Source organism: Bacteroides xylanisolvens, assembly GCF_018289135.1.
Lineage (GTDB): Bacteria > Bacteroidota > Bacteroidia > Bacteroidales > Bacteroidaceae > Bacteroides > Bacteroides xylanisolvens.
Window position 1 is genome coordinate 5,289,921 of record NZ_CP072216.1, and the last position, 23,108, is coordinate 5,313,028.

Here is a 23,108-nt window from a genome sequence, read left to right on the forward strand (position 1 = left end):
GAAAATTGAGAATTAAGAATTGTAGTTTTCTGATACATGATGTGAGGTATCAAACTATCATTTTTTAATTCTCAATTTTTAATTTATCTTTGTGCCATGGCACAGGAAATAGAACGTAAATTTTTAGTTATCGGTGAATTCAAGTCTTCGGCTTTTGCGCAGAGTCATATTGTGCAGGGGTATATCAGTAGTGCTCGCGGGCGTACTGTCCGGGTTCGTATTCGGGATGAAAAAGGTTATCTGACAATAAAGGGAGCTTCTAATGCTTCCGGTACCAGTCGTTATGAATGGGAAAAGGAGCTGGCCTTATCAGAAGCAGAAGAATTGATGAGGCTTTGCGAACCGGGGATTATTGACAAGACCCGTTATTTGGTACGTAGTGGCAAACATGTATTTGAAGTCGACGAGTTTTATGGTGAGAATGAAGGACTTATTGTGGCAGAAGTAGAGTTGGAATCGGAAGATGAGGCTTTTGTAAAACCCGACTTTATCGGTGAGGAGGTAACGGGCGACATACGCTACTATAACTCACAGCTAATGAAAAAACCGTATAAAACGTGGTGAGCGTTAACAAATAAACCGTATATTTGTTCTTATATAAAAAAGAGAGCAGTATATGGATATGGAACAGTTGTACAGTTATGTGCCGCGTGAATTGGTTACTTTTGTTTTAGTAACCTTGTTTTCTTTATTAATCGGACTTTCGCAACGTCGAATCAGTCTGAAGCGTGAGGGGGAAACTACTCTTTTCGGAACCGACCGCACTTTTACCTTTATTGGTATACTGGGTTACTTGCTTTATATCTTAGACCCTACGGATATGCGTCTGTTTATGGGAGGTGGAGCGGTATTGGGATTGCTGTTGGGATTAAACTATTATGTAAAGCAATCACAATTTCATGTTTTTGGTGTAACTACCATCATTATTGCCCTGATTACTTATTGTATGGCTCCTATCGTAGCTACCCAACCTTCCTGGTTTTATGTTATGGTAGTTGTGACTGTGCTTCTGCTGACTGAACTCAAACATACTTTTACGGAGTTTGCGCAACGGATGAAGAATGATGAAATGATTACGTTAGCCAAGTTCTTGGCTATCAGCGGTATCATATTACCGATGCTTCCGCATAAGAATCTGATTCCGGATATTAATCTTACTCCTTATTCTATCTGGTTGGCAACGGTAGTAGTATCCGGCATTTCCTATCTCTCTTATCTATTAAAAAGGTATGTATTCCATGAATCCGGAACGTTAGTTTCCGGTATTATTGGTGGATTATACAGCAGTACGGCTACGATCTCGGTACTTGCCCGTAAAAGCCGAAAAGCCTCTGAACAGGAAGCTACTGATTATGTTGCTGCCATGCTGCTGGCTGTCAGCATGATGTTTCTGCGATTTATGATACTGATACTTATTTTCAGTAGAGAAATCTTCCTGTCTATTTATCCGTATCTGTTGACTATGGCGGTGGTGGCGGCTATTGTTGCCTGGTTTATCCACTCCCGACAAAAACGACCGGAAGACCAGCCTGCTGAAACAGAAGAGGATGATAGTAGCAACCCGTTGGAATTTAAAGTTGCTTTGATTTTTGCCGTACTCTTTGTGATATTCACTTTCTTAACTCACTATACGTTAGTGTATGCGGGCACAGGCGGATTAAATCTCTTGTCTTTTGTTTCCGGTTTTAGTGATATAACTCCTTTTATATTAAACTTGTTGCAAAATACAGGCAGTGTGGCTGCATTGATAATTACTGCTTGTAGTATGCAGGCTATCATTAGCAATATAATGGTAAATATGTTCTATGCTTTATTCTTTGCAGGGAAGGGGAGTAAACTTCGTCCTTGGATTTTGGGAGGATTCGGTGTGGTAATTGCTTGTAATCTCGTTTTGTTGCTGTTCTTTTATATTTAAGAAAAGGGAGCAATTGATCGTTTTTCATTGGTCCAATTCAAGTAATTTACTATTTTATCGAATATAATAGATAAAATAGATGTGTTTTTATCGACTATACTCGATAAAGTGAAATGGATAAAAAATGAAGAGTAAATATCATTAAAAAGAAAATTTACTCTTCATTTAAATTCAAAGTGAGATATTTGTTGAATATCTTTAAGTAGTGGTATGACTTGTTACCATTTCCAGTTGTCTTTACTCTTTTCTACGTCTTTTTCTATGTCGGAAGGAAGATTAGGGAAAAAATCAATATCCGTATTAGCTTCTAACTCGTCTATAGTAACCTCATATTTAGAAAAGGGTTCTTTACTATTATAAGATTTATGCTCAAACCAATACCCTATGGCAGAATATTTTCCATCTTTAAGGGATAACAGTGCCATAAAATAGTATTTGGGAACGGCTATATTATGAGAGCCATCAGATATATATTTTAGTATCTGGTCATCCCTAATTGTTCCCCCTTTTACTACATATAATGTATCTTTTGAATTAGTAATGCTATAGCCTTTACTTTGAACTTGTCTTTCTAAATTTAGCCAAATACCTCCGTTGAATCCATCTTGAATTTGTGGACTCATATTTGACATGTAGAATGTTTTTTTGTTGGCTGCTACTGAATATTGTCTGTCTTCGGAAGCTATTAAATGTCCTCTACTGTAGTTAGAACCAGAAAAAGCTTTTTCTCCAAGTCTGTATGCTGGAGGTAATGAAAGATCTTCTGTAAAGTTCTCATTTCTTCCTGCATCTTTGTCAGAAGTGGCAGTGCTAAAAGTGCATGCGACCCAACGAGAATGCATTTTGTTACAATCATACTCATAGCTATAAGTAATAATCTCTTTGTTATTCTCTTTAGTAGTGTGCGTGATGAACTTATACATATTTCCAGAACGCAAAGCTGGAATTTCAATCCTCCCTGCATATCCCGAAGGTTTTTCCGGGTCTGGATCCGGATTTGAGCCATTGCCTGCTAATTGTTTGAGTGCAAACTCTGCTTTTTCTTTCCCCGCTATGATTGTAATAATGACACTTCGTTCAGCTCCGGTATTTGCTTTCATATATCCACTGATAGAGCCATTTCCATTGCCCGATGCTCTACTCAATGTACACCAAGTCTCACTGCTTGAAGCCTGCCATGTGCCATCAGCTTTTACACGGATGATAAATCCGCCTCCATTTGCATTGATTTGCGTTTGGTCAATAGAGGCAATTCCTTGATTGGTATTGCCCGGATTGTCCGGAAGGTCAGGCGAATCCTGTTCACTACATGAGATTGCAGTGCTACAGGTTATGAATAGGATGAATAGTCTAAATAATGCTTTTGTCATTTCACTTCTTTGATTAGATAAATAATAGTAGGCAAGTGATCGCTATATCCGTTTAGCCATACACCACCTGCTTGCGTCCGTTTAGGATAACCTTTGTATTTCCCCTCTTTTTGGAACATAAAATCACGGCAGAAGATTTCATGTTTATAGAATTTCAGTGTACTACGGTCAGTGCCCAACAAATTCCCGGTGAATACAATTTGATCGAACAAATTCCATTTGCCTTTGTACATCAGAGTTCCGTATCCTTTTTTCAAAGTATCCCACCAAGGATTGTACAAGTCCGTAGGTCCTACATCAGCAGGTTTCCGTTTAGCTCCAAGCGCTACAGCCATACTTTTATCCATCGGGTCGTCATTCATGTCTCCCATAATGACAATTTTGGCTGCGGAGTCTTCCTTTAACAGTGAGTCTTTGATCGCTCTAACCTGCTCCCCTGCGCGTTCACGCGCCGGAGAAGTAGCTGCTCTCGAAGGCCAGTGATTGACGATAAAGTGCATTTTCTCACCTGCGATATTACCGCTGGCAATCAGGAAACCACGTGTCTTATGCACCGTATCATTGATATATACATAAGGTACGAGTTTACTATTTGTCAGTTCAAACAATTTGGGATTATAGAAGAAAGCACAGTCCACACCACGTTGGTCTGCTCCTTCGTAGTGAACATATTGGTACCCTCTGTCCGCTAAAGCAGGTTGTTTCAGTATGTCCTCCAATACTCTGTAATTTTCGATTTCAGAAACGCCGATAATGGCGGGACCCATTGGTAACTTGTCGGTACTTAACATACTTAATATTTCCGACATGTTTTTCAGCTTAGCCTTATACTTCATCGTATTCCACTGATTAGTACCGTTAGGAAGATACTCGTAGTCATTCTTACCTTCATCATGAATGGTGTCAAACAAATTCTCCATATTGTAGAACGCTACACTGTAGAGGGCAAATTTCTTTTCTTGTCCGTAGGCCATGAGGACAAAAAGAGCGAGTACACCTAAAGTCATTAAGCTTTTTTTCATCTTTAAAATTGATTTTAAAAGTGGGTAATTTGTCATTTGTATGACAAATATCTAAAAAGAAAACGGAAAAACCACCCTTGCTAGTTACTTTTTTTGCAAAAAACATTGTTATATATAAAATTCTTTGTTATTTTGCGTAACAACATATTTCTTTTATGTTGCAAAATGAAAGACCAATTAACATTAATATAAATTAAATTATGAAACAACGACTAGGGTTAGCGATCGTGCTATTTTGCTTAATGCCAGCACTTTTTGCGCAGCAAAAGGCAAAGCAAAACGCCCGTGAGGACAATGCTTCTTTCATGTTTACAGAATCACAATTGAATGAGGATGATGATGCAGCACAGAGCACATCTGCATTGGTCACTTCTAACAATGATGTTTATCTGTCAAATGTAGGTTATCTGTTTAGCCCAATGAGATTTCGTGTAAGGGGATATGATTCCCAGTACAGTGACATGTATATCAATGGGGTACAGTTTAATGATGCAGAAACAGGACGTTTCAGCTACGGATTAATAGGAGGATTGAACGATGCTACCCGTAATAAGGAAGGGATCGGTCCTTTTGAATTTAACAACTTTACTTTTGGTGCGATAGGAGGTGCCACCAATATCAATTTACGTGCCAGCCAATATGCGGCTGGCTCAAAACTAACACTGTCAGGTAGTAACCGCAACTACATTTTGCGTGGAATGTATACTTATTCTACAGGTCTGATGAACAATGGTTGGGCATTTACCGGATCATTAGGTTATCGCTGGGGTAATGAGGGAAATATTGAAGGAATCAAATATAATTCTTTTTCTTACTTCCTCGGTGCGGAGAAAGTATTCAACGAACGCCATAGTCTCTCTTTGGCAACTTGGGGAACACCGACAGAGAGAGGACAGCAAATGGCGGCAACCGAAGAAGCTTATTATTTAGCGAACAGTCATTATTATAATCCGAACTGGGGATATCAGAATGGAGAAAAACGAAATGCACGTATTGTACGTCAGTTCGAACCATCGGCTATTGCTTCATGGAATTTCACTATTGATGATAATAAGAAATTAGTGACAAGTGCCGGATTCAAATATTCTAACTATGGGAAAAGTGCTCTAGGCTGGAATGGTAATGCGGCCGATCCACGCCCGGATTATTATAAAAAGTTGCCTAGCTCAATCTTTGATGTATGGGAATCTGTTCCTACTGCCGATGAATTGCAGCAGTTTAATGAAGTTACAGATAATTGGAAAAATAATAAAGCTTATCGTCAGTTAGATTGGGATGCTCTTTATTTTGCCAATAAACAGGCGAATGCATTAGGTAAAGAGACACTTTATTATGTAGAAGAACGTCATGATGATCAGTTGGCTTTCAACTTTAGTTCGGTATTCAATCATCAATGGAATGAACACAACAGCTACATTGCGGGAGTTGCCGTGAATACAACCAAAGGTATGCATTATAAAAAAATGAAGGATTTGCTGGGCGGACAGCTTTATACTGACGTCGACAAATTTGCAGTGCGCGATCATGGAGCTAGTTCCAGTATGGTGCAAAATGATCTTGATAATCCTAACCGCCGTATTGGTGAAGGTGATAAATTTGGTTATGATTATAACATCTATGTGAATAAGCAGAGTGCATGGGTGCGTTATCAGGGTAACAATGGCGGGTCATTAAACTATTTTGCTTCCGGTAAGATAGGATCTACACAGATGTTCCGCGATGGATTGATGAGAAACGGACGTGCTCCGTTGAAATCACTTGGTAGCAGCGGTACGGCTAAATTCCTTGAAGGAGGTATAAAAGCCGGTTTGAATTGGGCTATCAATGGTAACCATTCTTTCACGTTGAATGCCGGATATGAAGAACGTGCACCGTTGGCCTATAACTCTTTTATTGCTCCACGTATTAAGAATGACTTTGTGAGAGACTTGAAAACAGAGCGCATCATTGGTGGTGATTTGACTTATAACTTCAACACTCCATGGGTGATGGGACGTTTGACTGGTTATTACACTCGCTTCCAGAATCAGGTAGAAATGGATGCTTTTTATAATGATAGCGAAGCACGTTTCACTTATCTTTCTATGAATGGCATTGAAAAGGAACATTGGGGAATAGAAGCAGCGGCTACCTTTAAGTTGACAAGTGAACTTTCATTGACGGCTATCGGTACTTGGAGTGAAGCTAAATACACCAATAATCCGGATGCTGTATTGACATATGAAAGTGAGAATGAGTCAAACCTCGATCGTGTTTATGCTAAAGGTATGCGTGCTAATGGTACTCCGCTTTCTGCTTATAGCCTTGCTTTGGATTATAACGTGAAAGGTTGGTTCTTCAATTTGACCGGAAACTATTATGATCGTGTATATATTGATTTCTCAAGCTATCGTCGTCTTGGCAGCGTATTGGATAAAAATGGTGCCGGCGTAGATGCTAATGGAAATCCGGTTCTCCATGTACCGGGTCAGGAGAAACTGGATGGTGGATTTATGTTGGATGCTTCCATCGGAAAATACATTCGTTTACGCAATGGAAAGAGCATTAGCCTTAATTTGAGTTTGACTAATATCTTGAACAATACAGATTTGCGTACAGGTGGTTTCGAACAGAACCGTGATGATAATTACAAAGACGGTGACGCACGTGTTTACAAGTTTTCTAAGAACTCTAAGTATTTCTACGCATTCCCGTTCAACGCTTTCTTGAACATTGGTTATAGATTTTAAGAATGTGTAGTTATCAATCCAAAACAATAAGAAAGGAAGAAACAATTATGAAGAAATTACTATCTATATTATGTACCGGATTGCTGCTATGTGGCGCAGGTCTCACTTCCTGTGAGAACTATGATGATCCGGTGACGGGAAATGCTTATGGCAATAATTCAATCCCGGAAGGACGCACCATTTCAATAGCTGCGCTGAAAGAGAAATACAATGATTTCATTGATACAAGTAAAGATACCTATACCACTATCGAAGGTGAAACGCGCATTGAAGGAGTGATTACCTGCGATGACGAAAGTGGGAACTTATATAAGAAGCTGGTGGTAGCAGATGAGACAGGTGCTATCGTTATTGGTGTTAATGCAACCGGATTGTATGCATTCTGCTCGGTAGGACAGAAAGTGGTAATCGACTGTAAGGGTTTGCAGATAGGTAGCTATCGTAAACAGGCACAGATCGGAACAGTATATAATAATTCTGTAGGCCGTATGCCGGAATATGTATGGAAACAACATGTACGTCTGATTAATGAACCTAAATTATACTATCCAGAACTGACACCGATTGAAATTACTACTCCAGCTGATCTTGCTGCTATAGACTTGAAAGAAGCTCCGGTACTGGTTACTTTCAAAGATATAAAACTTTCCGAAGCAGATGGAACAGCGACTTATGCTCCAGGAGATGAAGGTTCAGTAAAACGTTATTTCACTTATGCTGACGGTACGCAGAGTGGAAGTAATCTATTCCTTTATACCAGTGCTTATGCAAACTTCTCAATGGAAGTAATGCCGCAAGGTAGTGTAAATATTACAGGTATTTTGTTGCGTTACAATAACCAGTGGGAGGTTGTTGTTCGTACTTTAAGCGATATCAAACGAAATAATTAATTCAATTAACACATATAATTATGAAAAAGATTCTAAATGCTTTATTCTTGACACTGCTTGCGGTGTTCACATTTAGTTCATGTAGTGATGTACCGGCTCCTTATGATATATTGGGAGAAGGTGATGTTCCGGGATTGACGGGTGATGGTACGAAAGAGAATCCATATAATATAGAGGCTGCACAACAGAAACAAGATGGTTCTATAGCTTGGGTGCAGGGATACATTGTGGGTGCTATAGAAAATGTATATGATGATAAAGGAGAATTTGCAGGCAATAAGGCTAGTTTTACAGCTCCTTTTACTATAACATCTAATGTGCTGATAGCTGAAAGTCCTGATGAAACTAATGAAAGCAAATGCTTGCCGGTAAAAATAAAGAATGGAAGTGAACTGTCTACTGCTTTAAACTTGAAAGACCATCCTGAAAATAAAGGAGGAGTCTTATTGATTCAAGGTGAGTTAAGTGCTGGTTTTGGAAAAGCAGCATTAATAAATACAACAGCTGCAGTATTTAATAATAAAGAGATTGGCGAAGAACAAGGTGGAGAAGACCTAGATCCTGATAATCCTCTGGGATTAGACACATCAGTAGCTCCATTAGTAGATTTATCTAATAATTTTGATGATGTTCAACATCAGGCAGATTATTCAAAAGCTGGTTGGATTAATAAGGCTGTTAAAGGAAATAGAATTTGGCAAGGTGCTATTTATGATCCTCAAAAATATTTGGCAGCTTCAACTTATGGAGTAAATAGTGGTGAGACAGCAGAATATTGGTTTGTGACTCCTTATTTTACAGTTAATGCAGATAAGCAATTTACTTTTAAAGCTACTGTAAATAAGTATTCTGAAACAATGTCTCTGAAGGTATTCTTCTTGCAGATGAAAGATGGTAAAATGGAACGCCATGAAATATCTGTTACTGGTATCCCTACTTCTGGTACATATCAATGGACAAGTGATTTAAAGGTAGATTTAAGTACTTATGCGGGGCAGAATGGTTTTGTTGGCTTCCAATATGTTGCATTGCGTGGGGCAGAAGTACAAACTTATGGGATTGATGATATTGTATATGGTGAAGGCGGTGGAACAGAAACTCCGGGTGGTGATGACCCATTCGGATTGGATGATTCTAACCCTAAAACAACTTTTGAAGCAGACTTTGAAGATATCACAGAACAGAATAAAAACTACACTTTAGAAGGATGGACAAATAAAGCTATTCAAGCAGCTAATCTTTGGCAAACTGCAACTTACAGTAGTGATAAATATATTAAAGCAACTCCTTATAATATAGCTGCTGATGCAACAATGGAGGCATGGTTTATTACTCCCGCCTTTATTGTTAATTCGGCTAATAAATTCACATTTGACTGTGCGGGAGCAAATTGGAAAGATGATATGGTATTGAAGGTCTTCTTCTTACAAAAAAGTGCTGATGGAACAGTTGTTAAGAATGAAGTTGTAGCTAACCAAATTCCTACTTCTGGAACTAATTTTGAATGGGTGAGAGGTATCAATATCGATTTGAGTGATTATAATGATAAAATAGGATTTGTTGGATTCCAATATACTGTTGTAAGTACAGGCGTGAATAAGAGTTTACCTACATATCAGATTGATAACGTGAAATATGTAACAGGTGAAAGTGGCGGAACTGATCCGGAACAGCCAGGTGATAAGGTCTATACCAGCAGTATAACATTGCCGGAAGGTACAGATCCTGATGCTAATAAAGCATCTGGAGGAAAAGTTGTAATTGGAGGCCAGAAATATTCAATTTTGAAATTAGGAACAAGCAAAGCTTCTGGTTCTTGGAACTCTCCAATGTTGCAAGCAGGTGCAAGTAAATTGTCTTTCTTTGCAGTTGGTTGGACTGGTAAAACTGGTCAATTGACAGTCGTAATAGAAAATGGTGGTACATTTGAAGGAGGTGCAACAAGCAAAGTGATTGCTTTAGATGGAAAAACGGCTGGTGCTGCAGATAATCCTCCATTTACAATTGCTCCGGCAGATACAGACTTCTATCAGTATGCAATGAGCGGAGTTACAGCTGCGACTACAATTAAGTTCACTACTGAAGGGGCAACTAGTGATAAAAGAGCTATAATTTTTGGTATTAATATCAAGTGATATAAACTATCTATATGACTGCAAGAGAGGTTGTCATAAACAGCAACCTCTCTTGTTCTTTTTATGTGAAATGAAGAAATGGCTGATCGAATGAAGTGTAATATTATAGTATTAAGTTTATTATGTATAAATTTCTGTGCTTGTGATAAAGACGAGAACAACAACTCTAATAATTTTGCCACTGGTATCGTAGAACTACCTGCACTTCGCAATGGTGCAAACGATGTGTTTGTAACACACTGCACCACTTTCAATGGGCAGAAAGTAACCTCTTTCAGTATGGAATACGATAAGAGTAAGAAGCATTCCCGTTGGGTTGCTTTTCGATTCGATAATCAAACTAGACTGCAAGGGGCAACTCGTGGCGATAATTTTATTCCGGACCCTTCTCTTGATATGGAATATCAGCGTACTCAAACAGATTTTGGGAGAAAAGGTTATGATAGAGGGCACCTCTGTGCTTCCGCTGATCGACTTTATAAACAAGATGCTAACGACCAGACCTTTTATTATACAAATATGAGCCCACAACGGAACAATTTTAATACAGGTGTTTGGTTAGCATTGGAGGGACAGGTGCAATCATGGGGACGTAGCTGTACATTTTCAGATACTTTGTATGTGGTAAAAGGTGGAACGATTGATAAAGAAGAACAAGTCAAAGAATATATAGGTGGCGACCGTAGCAAGCCTGTTCCTAAATATTATTATATGGCTTTGTTGTTTAAAAAGGGAGATTCTTTCAAAGCTATTGCCTTCTGGATGGAACATACAGACAATAAACCTGCAAAAACAATAAAACTTGTTGACTATGCATTATCAATAGACGAACTGGAAGAAAAGACAGGAATCGATTTCTTCCCGAGTCTGAATGATAATTTAGAAAATGCGCTTGAGGCTACGTATTCAACAAAAGCGTGGTCGGGATTGGAATAAGATCACCACGTTAATAATAACAGTCTCTTTGTCAAGGCGGGGTATACTTCAGGATTCTACCACCCATTTCTCGATATTACGGGTTTTCTCACTGAAGTTAATCCCTATCTTGAATAGTTTGCGTCCATCCGCTTCGAAAGGCAGTGCATAGTGTTTGTCATTAATCTGCTGCAAAGCCTCTTCTGCTGTTCCGTTTAGCTTGAATTCCATTATATAAATGAACTTCTCTGTCTGTAGCACGAGATCTATACGCCCGTCATTAGTGTGGTATTCCACCTTGGTATAGAAGCCAACTAGCTTGAAAACGATGAAAAGTACGTTCTCATAATGTAGTTCCTGCTCCCGGATTACTTCGTAAGTCGTATCGGCAAAGAAACTCTGCAGGCGGTGGAAGAAAGAATCATAATCTCCCGTTTCTACTTCACGGACGAATTTTTGAACTTCAAATGGGGATTCCACCTTATTCACATTCGCGTAAAAAGGAAGCAGAAAGCGAATGAATCCTTCTTCTACTTCACGGTTGGGGAAACCTAAACGGTATATGCCAAAACGTTCGTCATATCCTTTAATGGTGAGGTATCCGCTTTGGTAAATCACTGGAATCGGGTTGGTTGATTCGGAGTCGATGCTATTCAGTACTTGTGCATCAGTTTCTTCGTGTGCCATCTGTTCCAGATCATAATGATGCTTTTTTAGTAACTTAACCAGATAGGTAGGTGTCCCCGTCTCAAACCAATAACTGCCGAATTCTTTATATTTGAAAGCGTTGAGCAGACTAAACGGATTATATATACCGATAGAATTATGTGTAAAATGATAGCCATCATAATATTCTTTTAGTTTTGTACAGAGCTTGTCATACGACAAACCTTGCGTCTCTGCAAACTCATGAAGTTCGATATCTAAGTTTTCATGAAGCTCCTGATCGCTGACACCGCAAATTTCAACATAATCTTTTCGCATTGAGATGTCATCCAAATTATTCAAGTCGCTAAACACACTGACTTTGCCAAACTTTGTAACGCCGGTCAAGAACGCAAACTTTATATAGCCATCCATTGTTTTGAGTGCCCCATAGAAAGGTTTTAAAGTGTCCCGGAATTGTTTTTGCAATTTTTCGTTGCCGATGGCTTGCAACATGGGCTTATCATATTCATCTACCAAAATAACTACGCGTTGTCCTGCCTGCTTGCAGGCGCGTTCTATGATACCGGCAAAACGCAGGGAAAATGAGCGTTCGGATGGCTCGGCACCATAGAGCTTTTCCCATGCAGTCAACGATTTTTCGAGTATATTATCCAGACTTTCCGGCGTATCATATTTTTCGATATTAAGGTCCAGATGTAGTATCGGATATTTAATCCAATCCTTTTCCAACCTTTCTACAGCCAGTCCTGTAAACAGTTCTTTTTTTCCTTGAAAATAGGCTTCAAGAGTAGAGATGAGCAGACTCTTTCCGAAGCGGCGCGGGCGGCTTAAGAAATAGTAACTACCGGTTTTTACCATTTGATACATCAATGCCGTTTTATCAATATATAAATAGCCGTCATTACGAATCTTTTCGAAATTCTGTATGCCGATGGGATAAATTTTAGTGCTCATATACTCCGGTTTTATAAATCAATTACACAAAGGTAATAAATTTCCGGGTACTTCATTGCTTTTAAAAAGAGGAAAGTATAAGTATAGTTGCTTTTAACTGAATGAAGTGTAGAAAACAGTACGTACTGTTTGAAGTCTATATTTTAATGCCTAAATTTGTCTACATTTCAATTTTATAAGGATAGGCATTATGGATACTACTTTCAGAATATACCCGATAGGAATACAGAATTTTGAGCAGTTACGCAATAATAACAACGTCTATATAGATAAGACGGAGTTGATTTATCGTTTGGCTAATACCAATAAGGCTTATTTTTTGACTCGTCCCCGTCGTTTCGGAAAAAGTTTGTTGGTATCCACTCTTCATGCTTATTTTCGGGGGAAGAAGGAATTGTTTCAAGGTTTGGCAATGGAGCGTTTAGAGAAAGAGTGGAATGTCTATCCGGTGTTGCACCTTGATTTCAGTATGACAAAGTACACAGCACTTTCCGACCTTTTGGGACAGTTGAATCTGAATCTATACGATTGGGAAAAACTCTATGGAAAGGAAGAAGTAGAAGGTACGCCGGCGGAACGTTTCCGGGGAGTGATTCGTCGTGCTTATGAACAGACGGGCAAACCGGTAGTAGTACTTATCGACGAATACGATGCTCCTTTATTAGACAGTAACCATTTGCCGGAACTGCAAAATGAACTTCGAGAAGAAATGCGGAAATTCTTTAGTCCCTTGAAAGCGCAAGGAGAATATCTTCGTTTCCTTTTCCTGACAGGTATTAGCAAATTCAGTCAAATGAGTATTTTCAGTGAACTGAATAATTTGCAGAATATCAGCATGAGAGATGATTATAGTGCTATCTGTGGCATAACCGAACAGGAATTGCGTACACAATTGAAAACTGATATTGAAATGATGGCACAGGCTAATAATGAAACTTATGAGGAGGCCTGTATGCATTTAAAACAACAGTATGACGGATATCATTTTAGTGAGAACTGCGAAGACATTTACAATCCATTTAGTTTGTTTAATGCATTTGCACAGAAAAAATATGCCAATTTCTGGTTTTCTACCGGGACACCTACTTTTTTAATTAATATATTGCAGCAGAGTAATTTTGACATTCGCGAATTGGATGGTGCAACGGCTACTGCAGAACAGTTTGATGCGCCAACGAGTGTTATTACCGATCCTCTTCCTGTACTTTATCAAAGCGGCTATCTTACCATCAAGGGATATGATCCGGAGTTCCAACTCTACACATTGGCTTATCCTAACAAAGAAGTGCGGAAAGGATTCATAGAATCTCTTATGCCCGCGTATGTGCATTTACCTGCCCGTGAGAATACCTTTTATGTAGTCTCTTTTATCAAGGATTTGCGTGCCGGAAAACTGACCGAATGTCTGGAGAGAATAAGGTCTTTCTTTGCTTCAATTCCCAATGATTTGGAAAATAAGCAGGAAAAACATTATCAGACAATTTTCTATTTGTTGTTCCGTTTGATGGGGCAGTATGTAGATACAGAGGTGAAAAGTGCAATCGGACGGGCAGACGTGGTAGTAAAGATGCAAGATGCCATTTATGTCTTTGAATTTAAGGTAGATGGAACTCCGGAGGAAGCACTGGAGCAAATAAATAGTAAGGGGTATATTATTCCTTATCAGCCTGATCATCGGAAAGTTGTAAAAGTAGGAGTTAACTTCGATAGTGCGACAAGAAGTATTGGTGATTGGAAAATTGTAGAGGAAGTATAATTCTTTCTCTCCCTATTGATTTTGTCAATACCTCTTTCAACCTATCACCATCGTTCTGAAACTCTTTATTCATCGTTTTTACAGAGTGGTGATAGATTGAAAGAGGATTTTTATTTTTATGTATGAGAGAGCTTGCTGGCGCAGTCTGAAAATTGGGGGATTTGATTCAGGATAATCACTCCTTAAAAATAGATTTATTTGGTGCAGAAATGAGCTAAATGATAATTTTGCGGAGTGCCCTGAAAGGGCTTAATTATATAGCGTAGGGCAACGCCCTACGTAAAAACGACAATCTGAATTTGCGCCCTGAAAGGGCATAATTGTATACAGTTCCGCCCTTTCAGGGCTTGTGGCTGGTGTGTTTTTTTCGTAGGGCGTTGCCCTACGCTATATAATTAAGCCCTTTCAGGGCACCCCAATAAATATATAATTGTAAGGCTTTCAGCCTAGCCGATAAATTCTCATTTAACCGATAAATTCCCATTTAATAAAGAACTGTACTGAAATGAGTTAAACGGTGCGCTAATGAATGGGTCAAAGGTGAGGGTTGGTGAGGGTAGATTTATAACCTTTTATTTTATTATTTTCTATACTATCTCCTTTTTTATCTATAAAAAAAAATACGAAAGTTATAAATCTACCCTCACCAACCCTCACCTTTGACCCATATCTTATAATAAAAAGATAACGGGGAATCTTAAAAACTCAATCATCTTTTTCAGATTTACCACAACGTTTCCAGAATACTCCATTATTTTATTCAAAACGGTACGGAAATGAGTAAAATCGTGTGGGAATGAGCTGAAATATAATCTCACAACACTTTACTAGAGATTTAAAAAGGTTCTTAATCAAATTCCGTGCTAGTAAAGCTCATTGAAAGGCCGATGGATAAAGGGATATCGGCATATTAGAAATAGCAAATAAATTATCCAAACTATATGCATCTTAAAGTACTCCGGAATAGCCATGAATAAGGTAATTGAACATAAATAAGTAGCACGGAATTTGAAGAAGAACCTTTTTAAATCTCTAGTGAAATATTGTGAGATCATATTTCGGCTCAAATCAGTGCAGGAATGAATCTAATTTTAGGGATATGGCTGTGCTAAACCAAATCCTCCAAGAATTACAATTGAGTCGGCTTGTTGAATATACATAACTTCCAGCATTTATTTCCATATTTCCACCACATTTAAAAAAATATGTATATCTTTGTCATACGGTTTCTGCTCATCAGCGTGATGAAATTAGTAGAAAGCGGTATATATTACTAAATGGAATATGTAATGTATTGTCTCTCCCACTCGAAACTTAGCAATTTCATATAGAAGAGAGATGATTCAACAGATATTCCACGCGAACGGCTTTATATCAACATATCCGTTGGAGATGTGTTATATATAAACGATTGGCGTGGATGTCTGTTGTTATCATTGTCTTTCTATAGGGTATGCTAAGACCTCGAGTGGAGATAATGGTGCAACAGCATTCACGTCTTTTTTGTGTCCGGTCGGTTATGATTACCCCAAAAGTCTAACCTAAACAATTCCCCGTCCGCCCGAAATACAGAAAACGTGAATGCCCGTTGCTCCACATAAACAAAATAATACTCCATTTTTATTGTGGAACACATTAAAACAAAAGCATTATGCCAAAATGGATTAGCGTAGAAGAAGCGGCGGCCAAGTATGGAATCAACAAAGAAGTAATCTGGCTTTGGGCGGATATGAAAAGATTCCCGATGTCGTATGAGAAAGGTATCACCACTGTTGATGAAGAAAGCCTTATCGGATTCCTGCATCAGAATAAGGATCGAGTTACAGCCGAGTATATCGACACATTGGAAGACCTATGTATTGAAAAAGCAAATATCTGTAACTTATATGCTGAAATTATTGGCTGTCAAGACAAAGAACTCTTGTATCAAAGGGAGCAAATAGCTCGAATGAAAGAGATACAAACAGCTATGAAAAGGCAAAACAGCCGGCTCCGGGATTGTGAGAAAGTGTTCACGAAATATGAAGAGAACTTTAGTACCTGCTGGATTGGAAGAATCTGCGCTCACTTAAGGCGGCTGATACGGTTGATACGACGGTAAATACCATTTTATCTCATTTTAAACCCTGAATAGATATATTTAAAGATATCCCTAAACAGAAATGTTTAAAAATACTAGAAATATACTGTAGTAAGATTTTTTATCCATTCGTTTTATATTCTTAACTCCGAAAAATTCGTAAGTGTAGATAAACCAACTACTTTTGGCTCCCGAATTTGCAGCATTTTTGAATGTCTTGCGTCTAATAAACATAAACTAATATATTTCTAGTCATGAAACACAGACTGTTACTACTAATTCTATTCGTATTCGCTACCTCCGTGGCGGGGTGGGCACAAAAATCCACAGCTCCTTCTTATACAGTCAAAGGAGTACTTATTGATTCTTTAACACAAGAGGGAGAACCGTATGCTACCATCAAAATAGCAAAGAAAAATGCTCCGGATAAAGCAGTCAAGATGGCGGTGACTGGGGCGAATGGTAAATTTCAGGAGAAACTGAATGTCGCTGCGGGCAATTACATCATCACTATTTCTTCGATTGGTAAAGCGCCGATAGTAAAGGAATTTACTCTAAAACCGTCCGTGAAGGAGGTTGACTTGGGCACAATGATTTCTTCGGAATCCAATAACGTATTGAAAGGAGTGGAGGTAATTGCACAAAAACCTTTGGTAAAGGTAGATGTGGATAAGATTGAATATAATATTGAAGATGACCCGGACTCAAAATCGAACAGTATATTGGAGATGCTTCGGAAAGTGCCTTTGGTAACGGTGGATGGAGAAGACAATGTACAAGTAAACGGCAGTAGCAGTTTCAAGATACATGTGAATGGAAAGCCCAATAATATGATGAGCAATAATCCGAAGGAAGTACTGAAAAGTATGCCGGCAAACACAATCAAATATATTGAGGTGATAACTTCACCGGGAGCTAAATATGATGCGGAAGGTATCGGAGGTATTCTGAATATCGTCACAGTAGGTTCCGGATTTGAAGGATACACGGCTACTTTCAGAGGAAATGCTAATAATAACGGAGTAGGTGCCGGCACTTACGCAATGGTGAAACAAGGTAAACTGACTGTTTCTGCCAACTATAACTACAATTATAATAATAGCCCGCGCAGCTATTCCAATAGTTATCGCGAAAACTATGAACCGGATAAAGAGAATGAAAAATATCTGGAATCGGAAAGTAGCTCCAAGTCGAAAGGGAATTTCCAGTATGGCAATTTGGAAGCCAGTTACGAGATTGATACGTTGAGGCTGCTGACCGTGGCTTTCGGAATGTACGGCAGTAGTGACAAAAGTAACAGTGACGGAAATACAATTATGCACGGAGCTGACCGACAGGATTTTGCGTACCGTTATAGAACCGACAATCATGGAAAAGGGTCATGGTATTCTATCAACGGAAATATAGACTATCAACGTACTTCCCGAAAGAATAAAGAACGGATGATTACGTTTTCTTATAAAATCAATTCCCAACCCCAAACGAATGATTCATATAATACTTATCTGGACATCGAGCCTGATGAGAATAAACTGGATATCATTAAAGAATTGTCATTAAAGAATTTCCATTCGGATGGAAAGACAAATACGATGGAGCAGACTTTCCAGGTGGACTATACTACTCCGATTGGAAAGTTGCATACAATTGAAACCGGTGCCAAATATATTTTCCGACGTAACTCCAGTGATAATCGGTTTTATGAAGCCGAGGGAGCAAGTGAAAACTATGCATATAATGAGAATCGTAGTAGCGAGTACCGTCATTTGAATCATATTCTCTCTGCTTATGCCGGATATACGCTGAAATACAAGGGATTTACTTTCAAACCGGGATTACGTTATGAGCAAACCATACAAGAGGTGAAGTATCTGGTGGGTCCGGGCGAGAACTTTGATTCGAATTTTAGTGATCTGGTTCCTTCCGTTTCCTTGGGAATAAAACTAGGAAAGACGCAGAATTTGCGTGGTGGATATAATATGCGTATCTGGCGTCCGGGTATCTGGAATTTGAATCCTTATTTCGATAATCAGAATCCGATGTTTATCAATCAGGGAAATCCGAACCTGAAGAGTGAGAAGAGTCATTCGTTCGACTTGTCTTACAGCAGTTTTACGTCCAAGTTCAACATCAATCTTTCTTTGCGTCATTCTTTCAATAACAATGGAATTGAAAGAATCAGCCGTTTGATTACTGATAAAGACGGAGAAATCTTTGAAGGTGGGCATAAAGCTCCCTACGGTGCACTGTATAGCACATACGGTAATATCGGAAAGAGCCGGGAAACAGGATTGAACTTTTATTTGAACTGGAACGCTTCTCCTAAAACGAGAATTTACGTCAATGGACGTGGCAATTATAGCGATTTGCGGAGTCCTGCCCAAGAGTTGCACAATTATGGATGGAATGCTTCTGCTTATGGAGGAATTCAGCAGACCTTACCGGGAAAAGTACGTTTGAGCCTGAACGGTGGAGGTAGCACACCCCGAATCAGTTTGCAGGGAAAAGGTTCAGGATATAGTTATTATAGTTTGGGATTGAGCCGTTCTTTCCTGAAAGAAGAACGTCTTTCTTTGAATATTTATTGCAGCAATGTTCTGGAGAAATACAGAACTTACAATAACCACACAGAAGGAGCTAACTTTATTTCGAAGAGTTCGAGCAAATATCCGAGCCGGTATTACGGTTTCAGTATTAGCTATCGGCTTGGTGAGTTGAAAGCCAGTGTGAAGAAAGCCGCACGAAGCATCGACAATGACGATGTGAAAGGTGGCGGCGGAGGAGGTGGAAACACCGGTGGTGGAGGTGGTCAGTAGACCACTTCCGCACACCGGGATTCCCTCTTATTTCTGTCTCACGTCTTGCTTGTTGGTGTTAAAACCAAGTTTGGTTAACCCGGCCTGTACGTCGGGATGGCTCATGAAGAGTTTCCACAATAATCCGCTCCGGTAGTTTTCGATCATGACAGCAATAGGACCCTGGTCGATAGCCAGATAACGTTGCGGATACCAATTGTCCGTTTCGCTGAAAGCATCGTAGAATCCGAAAGGACCGAACACTTTATCTCCCATACCATATAGATGGCGCATCACTTGCATGGAATATTCCGGTGTATAGATAATGGATGAAAGCGCGGCGGTAGGGGAGATTACTCCTTTGTCCTCCTGCTCATTGGGCGAATGAGCCGCATATCCATCGACGGAGTAGCTGGCGGTCAGTCCCCAACAATCCGGTCCGAAACCTTTGTAATGTTTAGGGTTGCGGATGCAGTAAGCACGGTTCACCAGTGTCAGGTTGCGCATTTCGTGGAAGTAGCTGGGGCAGTATTCATCTTTCAGTCCCACCGGATCAAGTCCGAGAAAAGAGTATTGAGCCCAGAAAAGCGGTCCGGCTTCGGTGCCCTGATAGCAGAGGTGCAACTCGATTCCTTCCACTTTATGCGGAGAAACGATGGCTCCGTTCTGTGCCCAACCGTCATGATAGACAGCCGCAGGTACTCCGTGTGTAGGAGAAGCGGCGGCAAGAATATACATAATCATACATTCGTTGTAGCCGTGTACAGGGAAATTCATTTCCCAGCCATACGTTGGACTCCAATGCCAGTAAAGAACGTTTTGCCCGCCTTGCCGATACCAGTTCCAGTCGACATCCCGCCAAATCTGGTCGATACGTTGGGCGAGGGCTTTCTCTTTCTCGTTTCCGTTGACGTAATATTGGTGTACGGCCAGCAGTCCTTGGATGAGGAAAGCGGTCTCTACCAGATCGCCCCCATTATCTTTCTGGCCGAATGGTTTCACCTTGCCCGTATCACCATACCACCAATGAGGGTAGGCTCCGTGGAAACGGTCTGCCTTTTCGAGGAAAGAAACGATGCGTTCCATTCGTGCCAGTCCCTCTTCGCGGGTGACGTAACCGCGGTCGATTCCCGCAAGGATAGCCATGATGCCGAAGCCGCTGCCACCGGAAGTGACTACGTTGGCATCGTTTTCTGGATAAACGCCGTCTACATGATAACGTTCGGGAGCTAAGCCGCTATTCGGCTCGGCACCTTCCCAGAAATAAAGGAAAGTCCGTCGCTGGACGGTATCCATCAGGGCGTCGTCCGATAACGAGTCGGTGGCTGCGGAAAGGTTATTGCTTTTGCTTTTCCCTTTACAGCTCTGGAAAGTCAGGGCAACGGCGGATAGAAATAGTAACATGAGCGGAAGTGCACTCATTTCTATTATTCTTTTATATTTATCGTTCATAATCAAGGTGATAAAAGTTTAGTTTAACGTGAACTTCGCGGTTTTCACATCACGGCTGTTCGTACCGATCATCACTTCAAAGTCGCCCGGTTCGGCAACCAGTTGCAAGTCATAATTATAGTATCGAAGCATTTCCGGAGCAATCTTGAAACGGACAATCTTCATTTCTCCCGGTTCGAGGAATATCTTTTGGAAACCTTTCAGCTCTTTGACGGGACGGGTACTGCTACCCACAACGTCGCGGATATAAAGCTGTACCACTTCCGAGCCGGGCCATGTTCCGGTATTGGTAACCTCCACTGCCGCGGTCAACGAACCGTTCATGTCCATGGAAGAATGACTCAAGTCGATGTCGCTGTAAGAGAACGTCGTATAAGAAAGGCCGTAACCGAACGGATAAAGCGGATCATTATCCACATCAAGATAGTTGCTGCGGAATTTCTCGAACCATTTGCCATCTTTCAATGGGCGTCCGGTATTTTTGTGCACATAATAAAGAGGTATCTGGCCGACATTCTTAGGGAAAGTCATGGTCAGTTTTCCACCCGGATTGACGTAACCGAAGAGGGCGTCACCAATGGCGTAAGCGGCTTCACTACCTCCGAACCATACATTCAGAATGGCAGGCACATGCTCCTGTTCCCAGTTCAGCGTAAGCGGACGTCCGGTAAATAACACCAGTACCACCGGTTTGCCTGTCTTTAAAAGTTCTTTCAACAGATTCTGTTGTACGTCGGGAATATTCAAGTCCGTACGGCTGCTGCTTTCACCGCTCATTTCAGAAGATTCGCCTAGCGCTGCGATGATGATATCCGACCGACGGGCTACGTTCAATGCTTCGTCCAGCAACTGCTGGTCGGTGCGATTGTCACGGTTCAGGGAACGGCCGAACATCGTTGCCCGTTCTTCGTAACTTGCATCACTAATCAGGTTGCTTCCTTTAGCGTACATGATATTCGCTTTTCCGGCTGTCATCTCTTTCAATCCTTCTACCAAAGAAGGGCAACGGTCGAGCACAGCTGCTACGCTCCATGTACCCGGCATATTGCTACGGCTGTTTGCCAACGGACCGATTACTGCAATATTTCCTTTTGGGTTGAAAGGCAACAACGGATTTCCGTTCGGATTACCGTCGGGACTGTCATTCTTCAGAAGAACGAAACTTTCTGCTGCAATTCTGCGGGCTGCATCACGATGGGCTTTGGTAAAGATGTCGCGTGCCGGACGTTTCGGATCGCAATATTTATAGGGATTATCAAACAATCCCAGTTTATATTTGGCTTCCAGAATACGACGGCAAGCCGTATTCAATGTTTCCATAGAGACTTTTCCTTCCTGAACGGATTTCTTCAGTGTCCCTACAAAACCCTCGCTTACCATATCCATATCCACTCCGGCGTTGATGGCACGGGCGGATACTGTCTGAAGATCGCCGATACCGTGGTCGATCATTTCTGAAATTCCGGTATAATCAGTCACTACAAAACCGTTGAATCCCCACTGTCCGCGGAGAATATCCGTCATCAGCCATTTATTGGCAGTGGCCGGAATACCGTCTACTTCATTAAAAGAAGCCATCACGCTGCCTACACCCGCTTCAACGGCTGCTTCATACGGCAGCATATAATCATTGAACATTCGTTGGCGGCTCATATCCACGGTGTTATAGTCGCGGCCGGCTTCACCTGCCCCATATAGCGCAAAGTGTTTTACGCAGGCCATGATTTCGTCATTCCGTTCCATGTTTTTCCCCTGATAGCCGCGTACCATCGCTTCGGCAATCATGGCACCGAGAAACGGGTCTTCGCCACTACCTTCGGATACGCGTCCCCAACGAGGGTCACGTGAAATATCCACCATCGGGCTGAAAGTCCATGAGATTCCATCAGCACTTGCCTCTACAGCCGCAATGCGGGCAGACTCTTCAATGGCTGTCATGTCCCAGGTGCAAGACAAACCGAGCGGGATAGGGAACATCGTTTCGTACCCGTGAATAACGTCCATCCCGAACAATAACGGAATACCCAGCCGGGAATCTTCCACAGCCTGTTTCTGTACTTCACGTATTTTCTCTACTCCTTTCAGATTGAACAATCCTCCCACTTCGCCTTTCTTGATTTTTGCGGCGATGTCGCTGCTTTTAGCCTGTCCCGTAGTGATCTCTCCGGTGACAGGAAGATTTAACTGTCCGATTTTTTCTTCCAGCGTCATTTTATTCATCAATACGTCGATGAAACGATCCATATCCTGTGGCGACTTTTGTGCCGACGCGGTTAGAAAACCTGCGGCAAACAACAGGACGGATAGACTTAACTTTTTGTATATCATATTATTATAGTTACTTTTATCTCTATTCATATAAAGTCCTCCTGATGCGTTGAATGTTCGGCACCGAGGAGGACATTGTTCGACACCGAGGAACAGTA

General features: G+C 40.7%; 14 protein-coding genes. 9 read left to right on the forward strand and 5 right to left on the reverse strand.

The annotated features are described in order from the left end of the window. The first annotated feature begins 96 nt into the window (after positions 1 to 96). Together INE92_RS21905 and INE92_RS21910 are read left to right on the forward strand one after the other, a co-directional pair. Positions 97 to 564, forward strand: coding sequence for a CYTH domain-containing protein (locus tag INE92_RS21905; protein WP_004305204.1), 468 nt, complete (start codon positions 97 to 99; stop codon positions 562 to 564). 58 nt (positions 565 to 622) lie between these two features. After that, complete coding sequence (locus tag INE92_RS21910) at positions 623 to 1,915, forward strand: MgtC/SapB family protein (RefSeq protein ID WP_008776007.1); 1,293 nt, start codon at positions 623 to 625, stop codon at positions 1,913 to 1,915. A 218-nt stretch (positions 1,916 to 2,133) separates the two neighbouring features. Here the strand turns inward: INE92_RS21910 and INE92_RS21915 are convergent, their stop codons facing one another. Together INE92_RS21915 and INE92_RS21920 are read right to left on the reverse strand one after the other, a co-directional pair. After that, the gene (locus INE92_RS21915; protein WP_015532203.1) at positions 2,134 to 3,285 is read right to left on the reverse strand and encodes a DNA/RNA non-specific endonuclease; all 1,152 of its coding nucleotides are present in this window, start codon (positions 3,283 to 3,285) and stop codon (positions 2,134 to 2,136) included. Beyond that, a complete protein-coding gene (locus INE92_RS21920) occupies positions 3,282 to 4,307 on the reverse strand; it encodes an endonuclease/exonuclease/phosphatase family protein (protein ID WP_015532204.1) in 1,026 nt (341 codons plus the stop codon). The genes INE92_RS21915 and INE92_RS21920 overlap by 4 nt, the downstream gene beginning before the upstream one ends. A gap of 200 nt (positions 4,308 to 4,507) precedes the next feature. Between INE92_RS21920 and INE92_RS21925 the strand changes: the two genes are divergently transcribed. The 4 genes from INE92_RS21925 to INE92_RS21940 all read left to right on the forward strand — a co-directional run bounded on the left by INE92_RS21925 (position 4,508) and on the right by INE92_RS21940 (position 10,997). Next, positions 4,508 to 7,036: a TonB-dependent receptor gene (locus INE92_RS21925; RefSeq protein ID WP_149951167.1), complete on the forward strand. Its 2,529-nt coding sequence runs from the start codon at positions 4,508 to 4,510 to the stop codon at positions 7,034 to 7,036. Positions 7,037 to 7,083: 47 nt separating this feature from the next. Next, entirely contained in the window at positions 7,084 to 7,926 is an 843-nt protein-coding gene (locus INE92_RS21930) for a DUF5689 domain-containing protein (protein ID WP_149951169.1), read from the forward strand. A gap of 20 nt (positions 7,927 to 7,946) precedes the next feature. Next, the gene (locus tag INE92_RS21935; protein ID WP_203462898.1) at positions 7,947 to 10,061 is read left to right on the forward strand and encodes a choice-of-anchor J domain-containing protein; all 2,115 of its coding nucleotides are present in this window, start codon (positions 7,947 to 7,949) and stop codon (positions 10,059 to 10,061) included. A gap of 90 nt (positions 10,062 to 10,151) precedes the next feature. Beyond that, positions 10,152 to 10,997: a DNA/RNA non-specific endonuclease gene (locus INE92_RS21940; RefSeq protein WP_149951171.1), complete on the forward strand. Its 846-nt coding sequence runs from the start codon at positions 10,152 to 10,154 to the stop codon at positions 10,995 to 10,997. Positions 10,998 to 11,045: 48 nt separating this feature from the next. Here the strand turns inward: INE92_RS21940 and INE92_RS21945 are convergent, their stop codons facing one another. Next, complete coding sequence (locus tag INE92_RS21945; RefSeq protein WP_149951173.1) at positions 11,046 to 12,599, reverse strand: ATP-binding protein; 1,554 nt, start codon at positions 12,597 to 12,599, stop codon at positions 11,046 to 11,048. Between the two features lie 190 nt (positions 12,600 to 12,789). Between INE92_RS21945 and INE92_RS21950 the strand changes: the two genes are divergently transcribed. From INE92_RS21950 to INE92_RS21960, 3 genes are all read left to right on the forward strand, one after another. Continuing rightward, complete coding sequence (locus INE92_RS21950; protein WP_151927029.1) at positions 12,790 to 14,355, forward strand: ATP-binding protein; 1,566 nt, start codon at positions 12,790 to 12,792, stop codon at positions 14,353 to 14,355. A 1,651-nt stretch (positions 14,356 to 16,006) separates the two neighbouring features. Then, complete coding sequence (locus INE92_RS21955) at positions 16,007 to 16,456, forward strand: hypothetical protein (protein ID WP_055235161.1); 450 nt, start codon at positions 16,007 to 16,009, stop codon at positions 16,454 to 16,456. 233 nt (positions 16,457 to 16,689) lie between these two features. Continuing rightward, positions 16,690 to 19,251: an outer membrane beta-barrel family protein gene (locus tag INE92_RS21960; protein WP_151926843.1), complete on the forward strand. Its 2,562-nt coding sequence runs from the start codon at positions 16,690 to 16,692 to the stop codon at positions 19,249 to 19,251. Between the two features lie 27 nt (positions 19,252 to 19,278). Here INE92_RS21960 and INE92_RS21965 read toward each other — a convergent pair whose 3' ends face one another. Both INE92_RS21965 and bglX read right to left on the reverse strand, forming a co-directional pair. Next, positions 19,279 to 20,652, reverse strand: a complete 1,374-nt coding sequence (locus INE92_RS21965; protein ID WP_195365850.1) for a glucoamylase family protein — start codon at positions 20,650 to 20,652, stop codon at positions 19,279 to 19,281. 48 nt (positions 20,653 to 20,700) lie between these two features. Then, entirely contained in the window at positions 20,701 to 23,010 is a 2,310-nt protein-coding gene (bglX, locus tag INE92_RS21970; RefSeq protein WP_044133041.1) for a beta-glucosidase BglX, read from the reverse strand. Between the last annotated feature and the right edge of the window lie 98 nt (positions 23,011 to 23,108).

Bases quoted from the DNA above. Each gene is read 5' to 3' on its own strand.
- INE92_RS21905 (WP_004305204.1), top strand. From the start codon at position 97: ATGGCACAGGAAATAGAACGTAAATTTTTAGTTATCGGTGAATTCAAG.
- INE92_RS21910 (WP_008776007.1), top strand. From the start codon at position 623: ATGGAACAGTTGTACAGTTATGTGCCGCGTGAATTGGTTACTTTTGTT.
- INE92_RS21915 (WP_015532203.1), bottom strand. From the start codon at position 3,285: ATGACAAAAGCATTATTTAGACTATTCATCCTATTCATAACCTGTAGC.
- INE92_RS21920 (WP_015532204.1), bottom strand. From the start codon at position 4,307: ATGAAAAAAAGCTTAATGACTTTAGGTGTACTCGCTCTTTTTGTCCTC.
- INE92_RS21925 (WP_149951167.1), top strand. From the start codon at position 4,508: ATGAAACAACGACTAGGGTTAGCGATCGTGCTATTTTGCTTAATGCCA.
- INE92_RS21930 (WP_149951169.1), top strand. From the start codon at position 7,084: ATGAAGAAATTACTATCTATATTATGTACCGGATTGCTGCTATGTGGC.
- INE92_RS21935 (WP_203462898.1), top strand. From the start codon at position 7,947: ATGAAAAAGATTCTAAATGCTTTATTCTTGACACTGCTTGCGGTGTTC.
- INE92_RS21940 (WP_149951171.1), top strand. From the start codon at position 10,152: ATGAAGTGTAATATTATAGTATTAAGTTTATTATGTATAAATTTCTGT.
- INE92_RS21945 (WP_149951173.1), bottom strand. From the start codon at position 12,599: ATGAGCACTAAAATTTATCCCATCGGCATACAGAATTTCGAAAAGATT.
- INE92_RS21950 (WP_151927029.1), top strand. From the start codon at position 12,790: ATGGATACTACTTTCAGAATATACCCGATAGGAATACAGAATTTTGAG.
- INE92_RS21955 (WP_055235161.1), top strand. From the start codon at position 16,007: ATGCCAAAATGGATTAGCGTAGAAGAAGCGGCGGCCAAGTATGGAATC.
- INE92_RS21960 (WP_151926843.1), top strand. From the start codon at position 16,690: ATGAAACACAGACTGTTACTACTAATTCTATTCGTATTCGCTACCTCC.
- INE92_RS21965 (WP_195365850.1), bottom strand. From the start codon at position 20,652: ATGAGTGCACTTCCGCTCATGTTACTATTTCTATCCGCCGTTGCCCTG.
- bglX (WP_044133041.1), bottom strand. From the start codon at position 23,010: ATGATATACAAAAAGTTAAGTCTATCCGTCCTGTTGTTTGCCGCAGGT.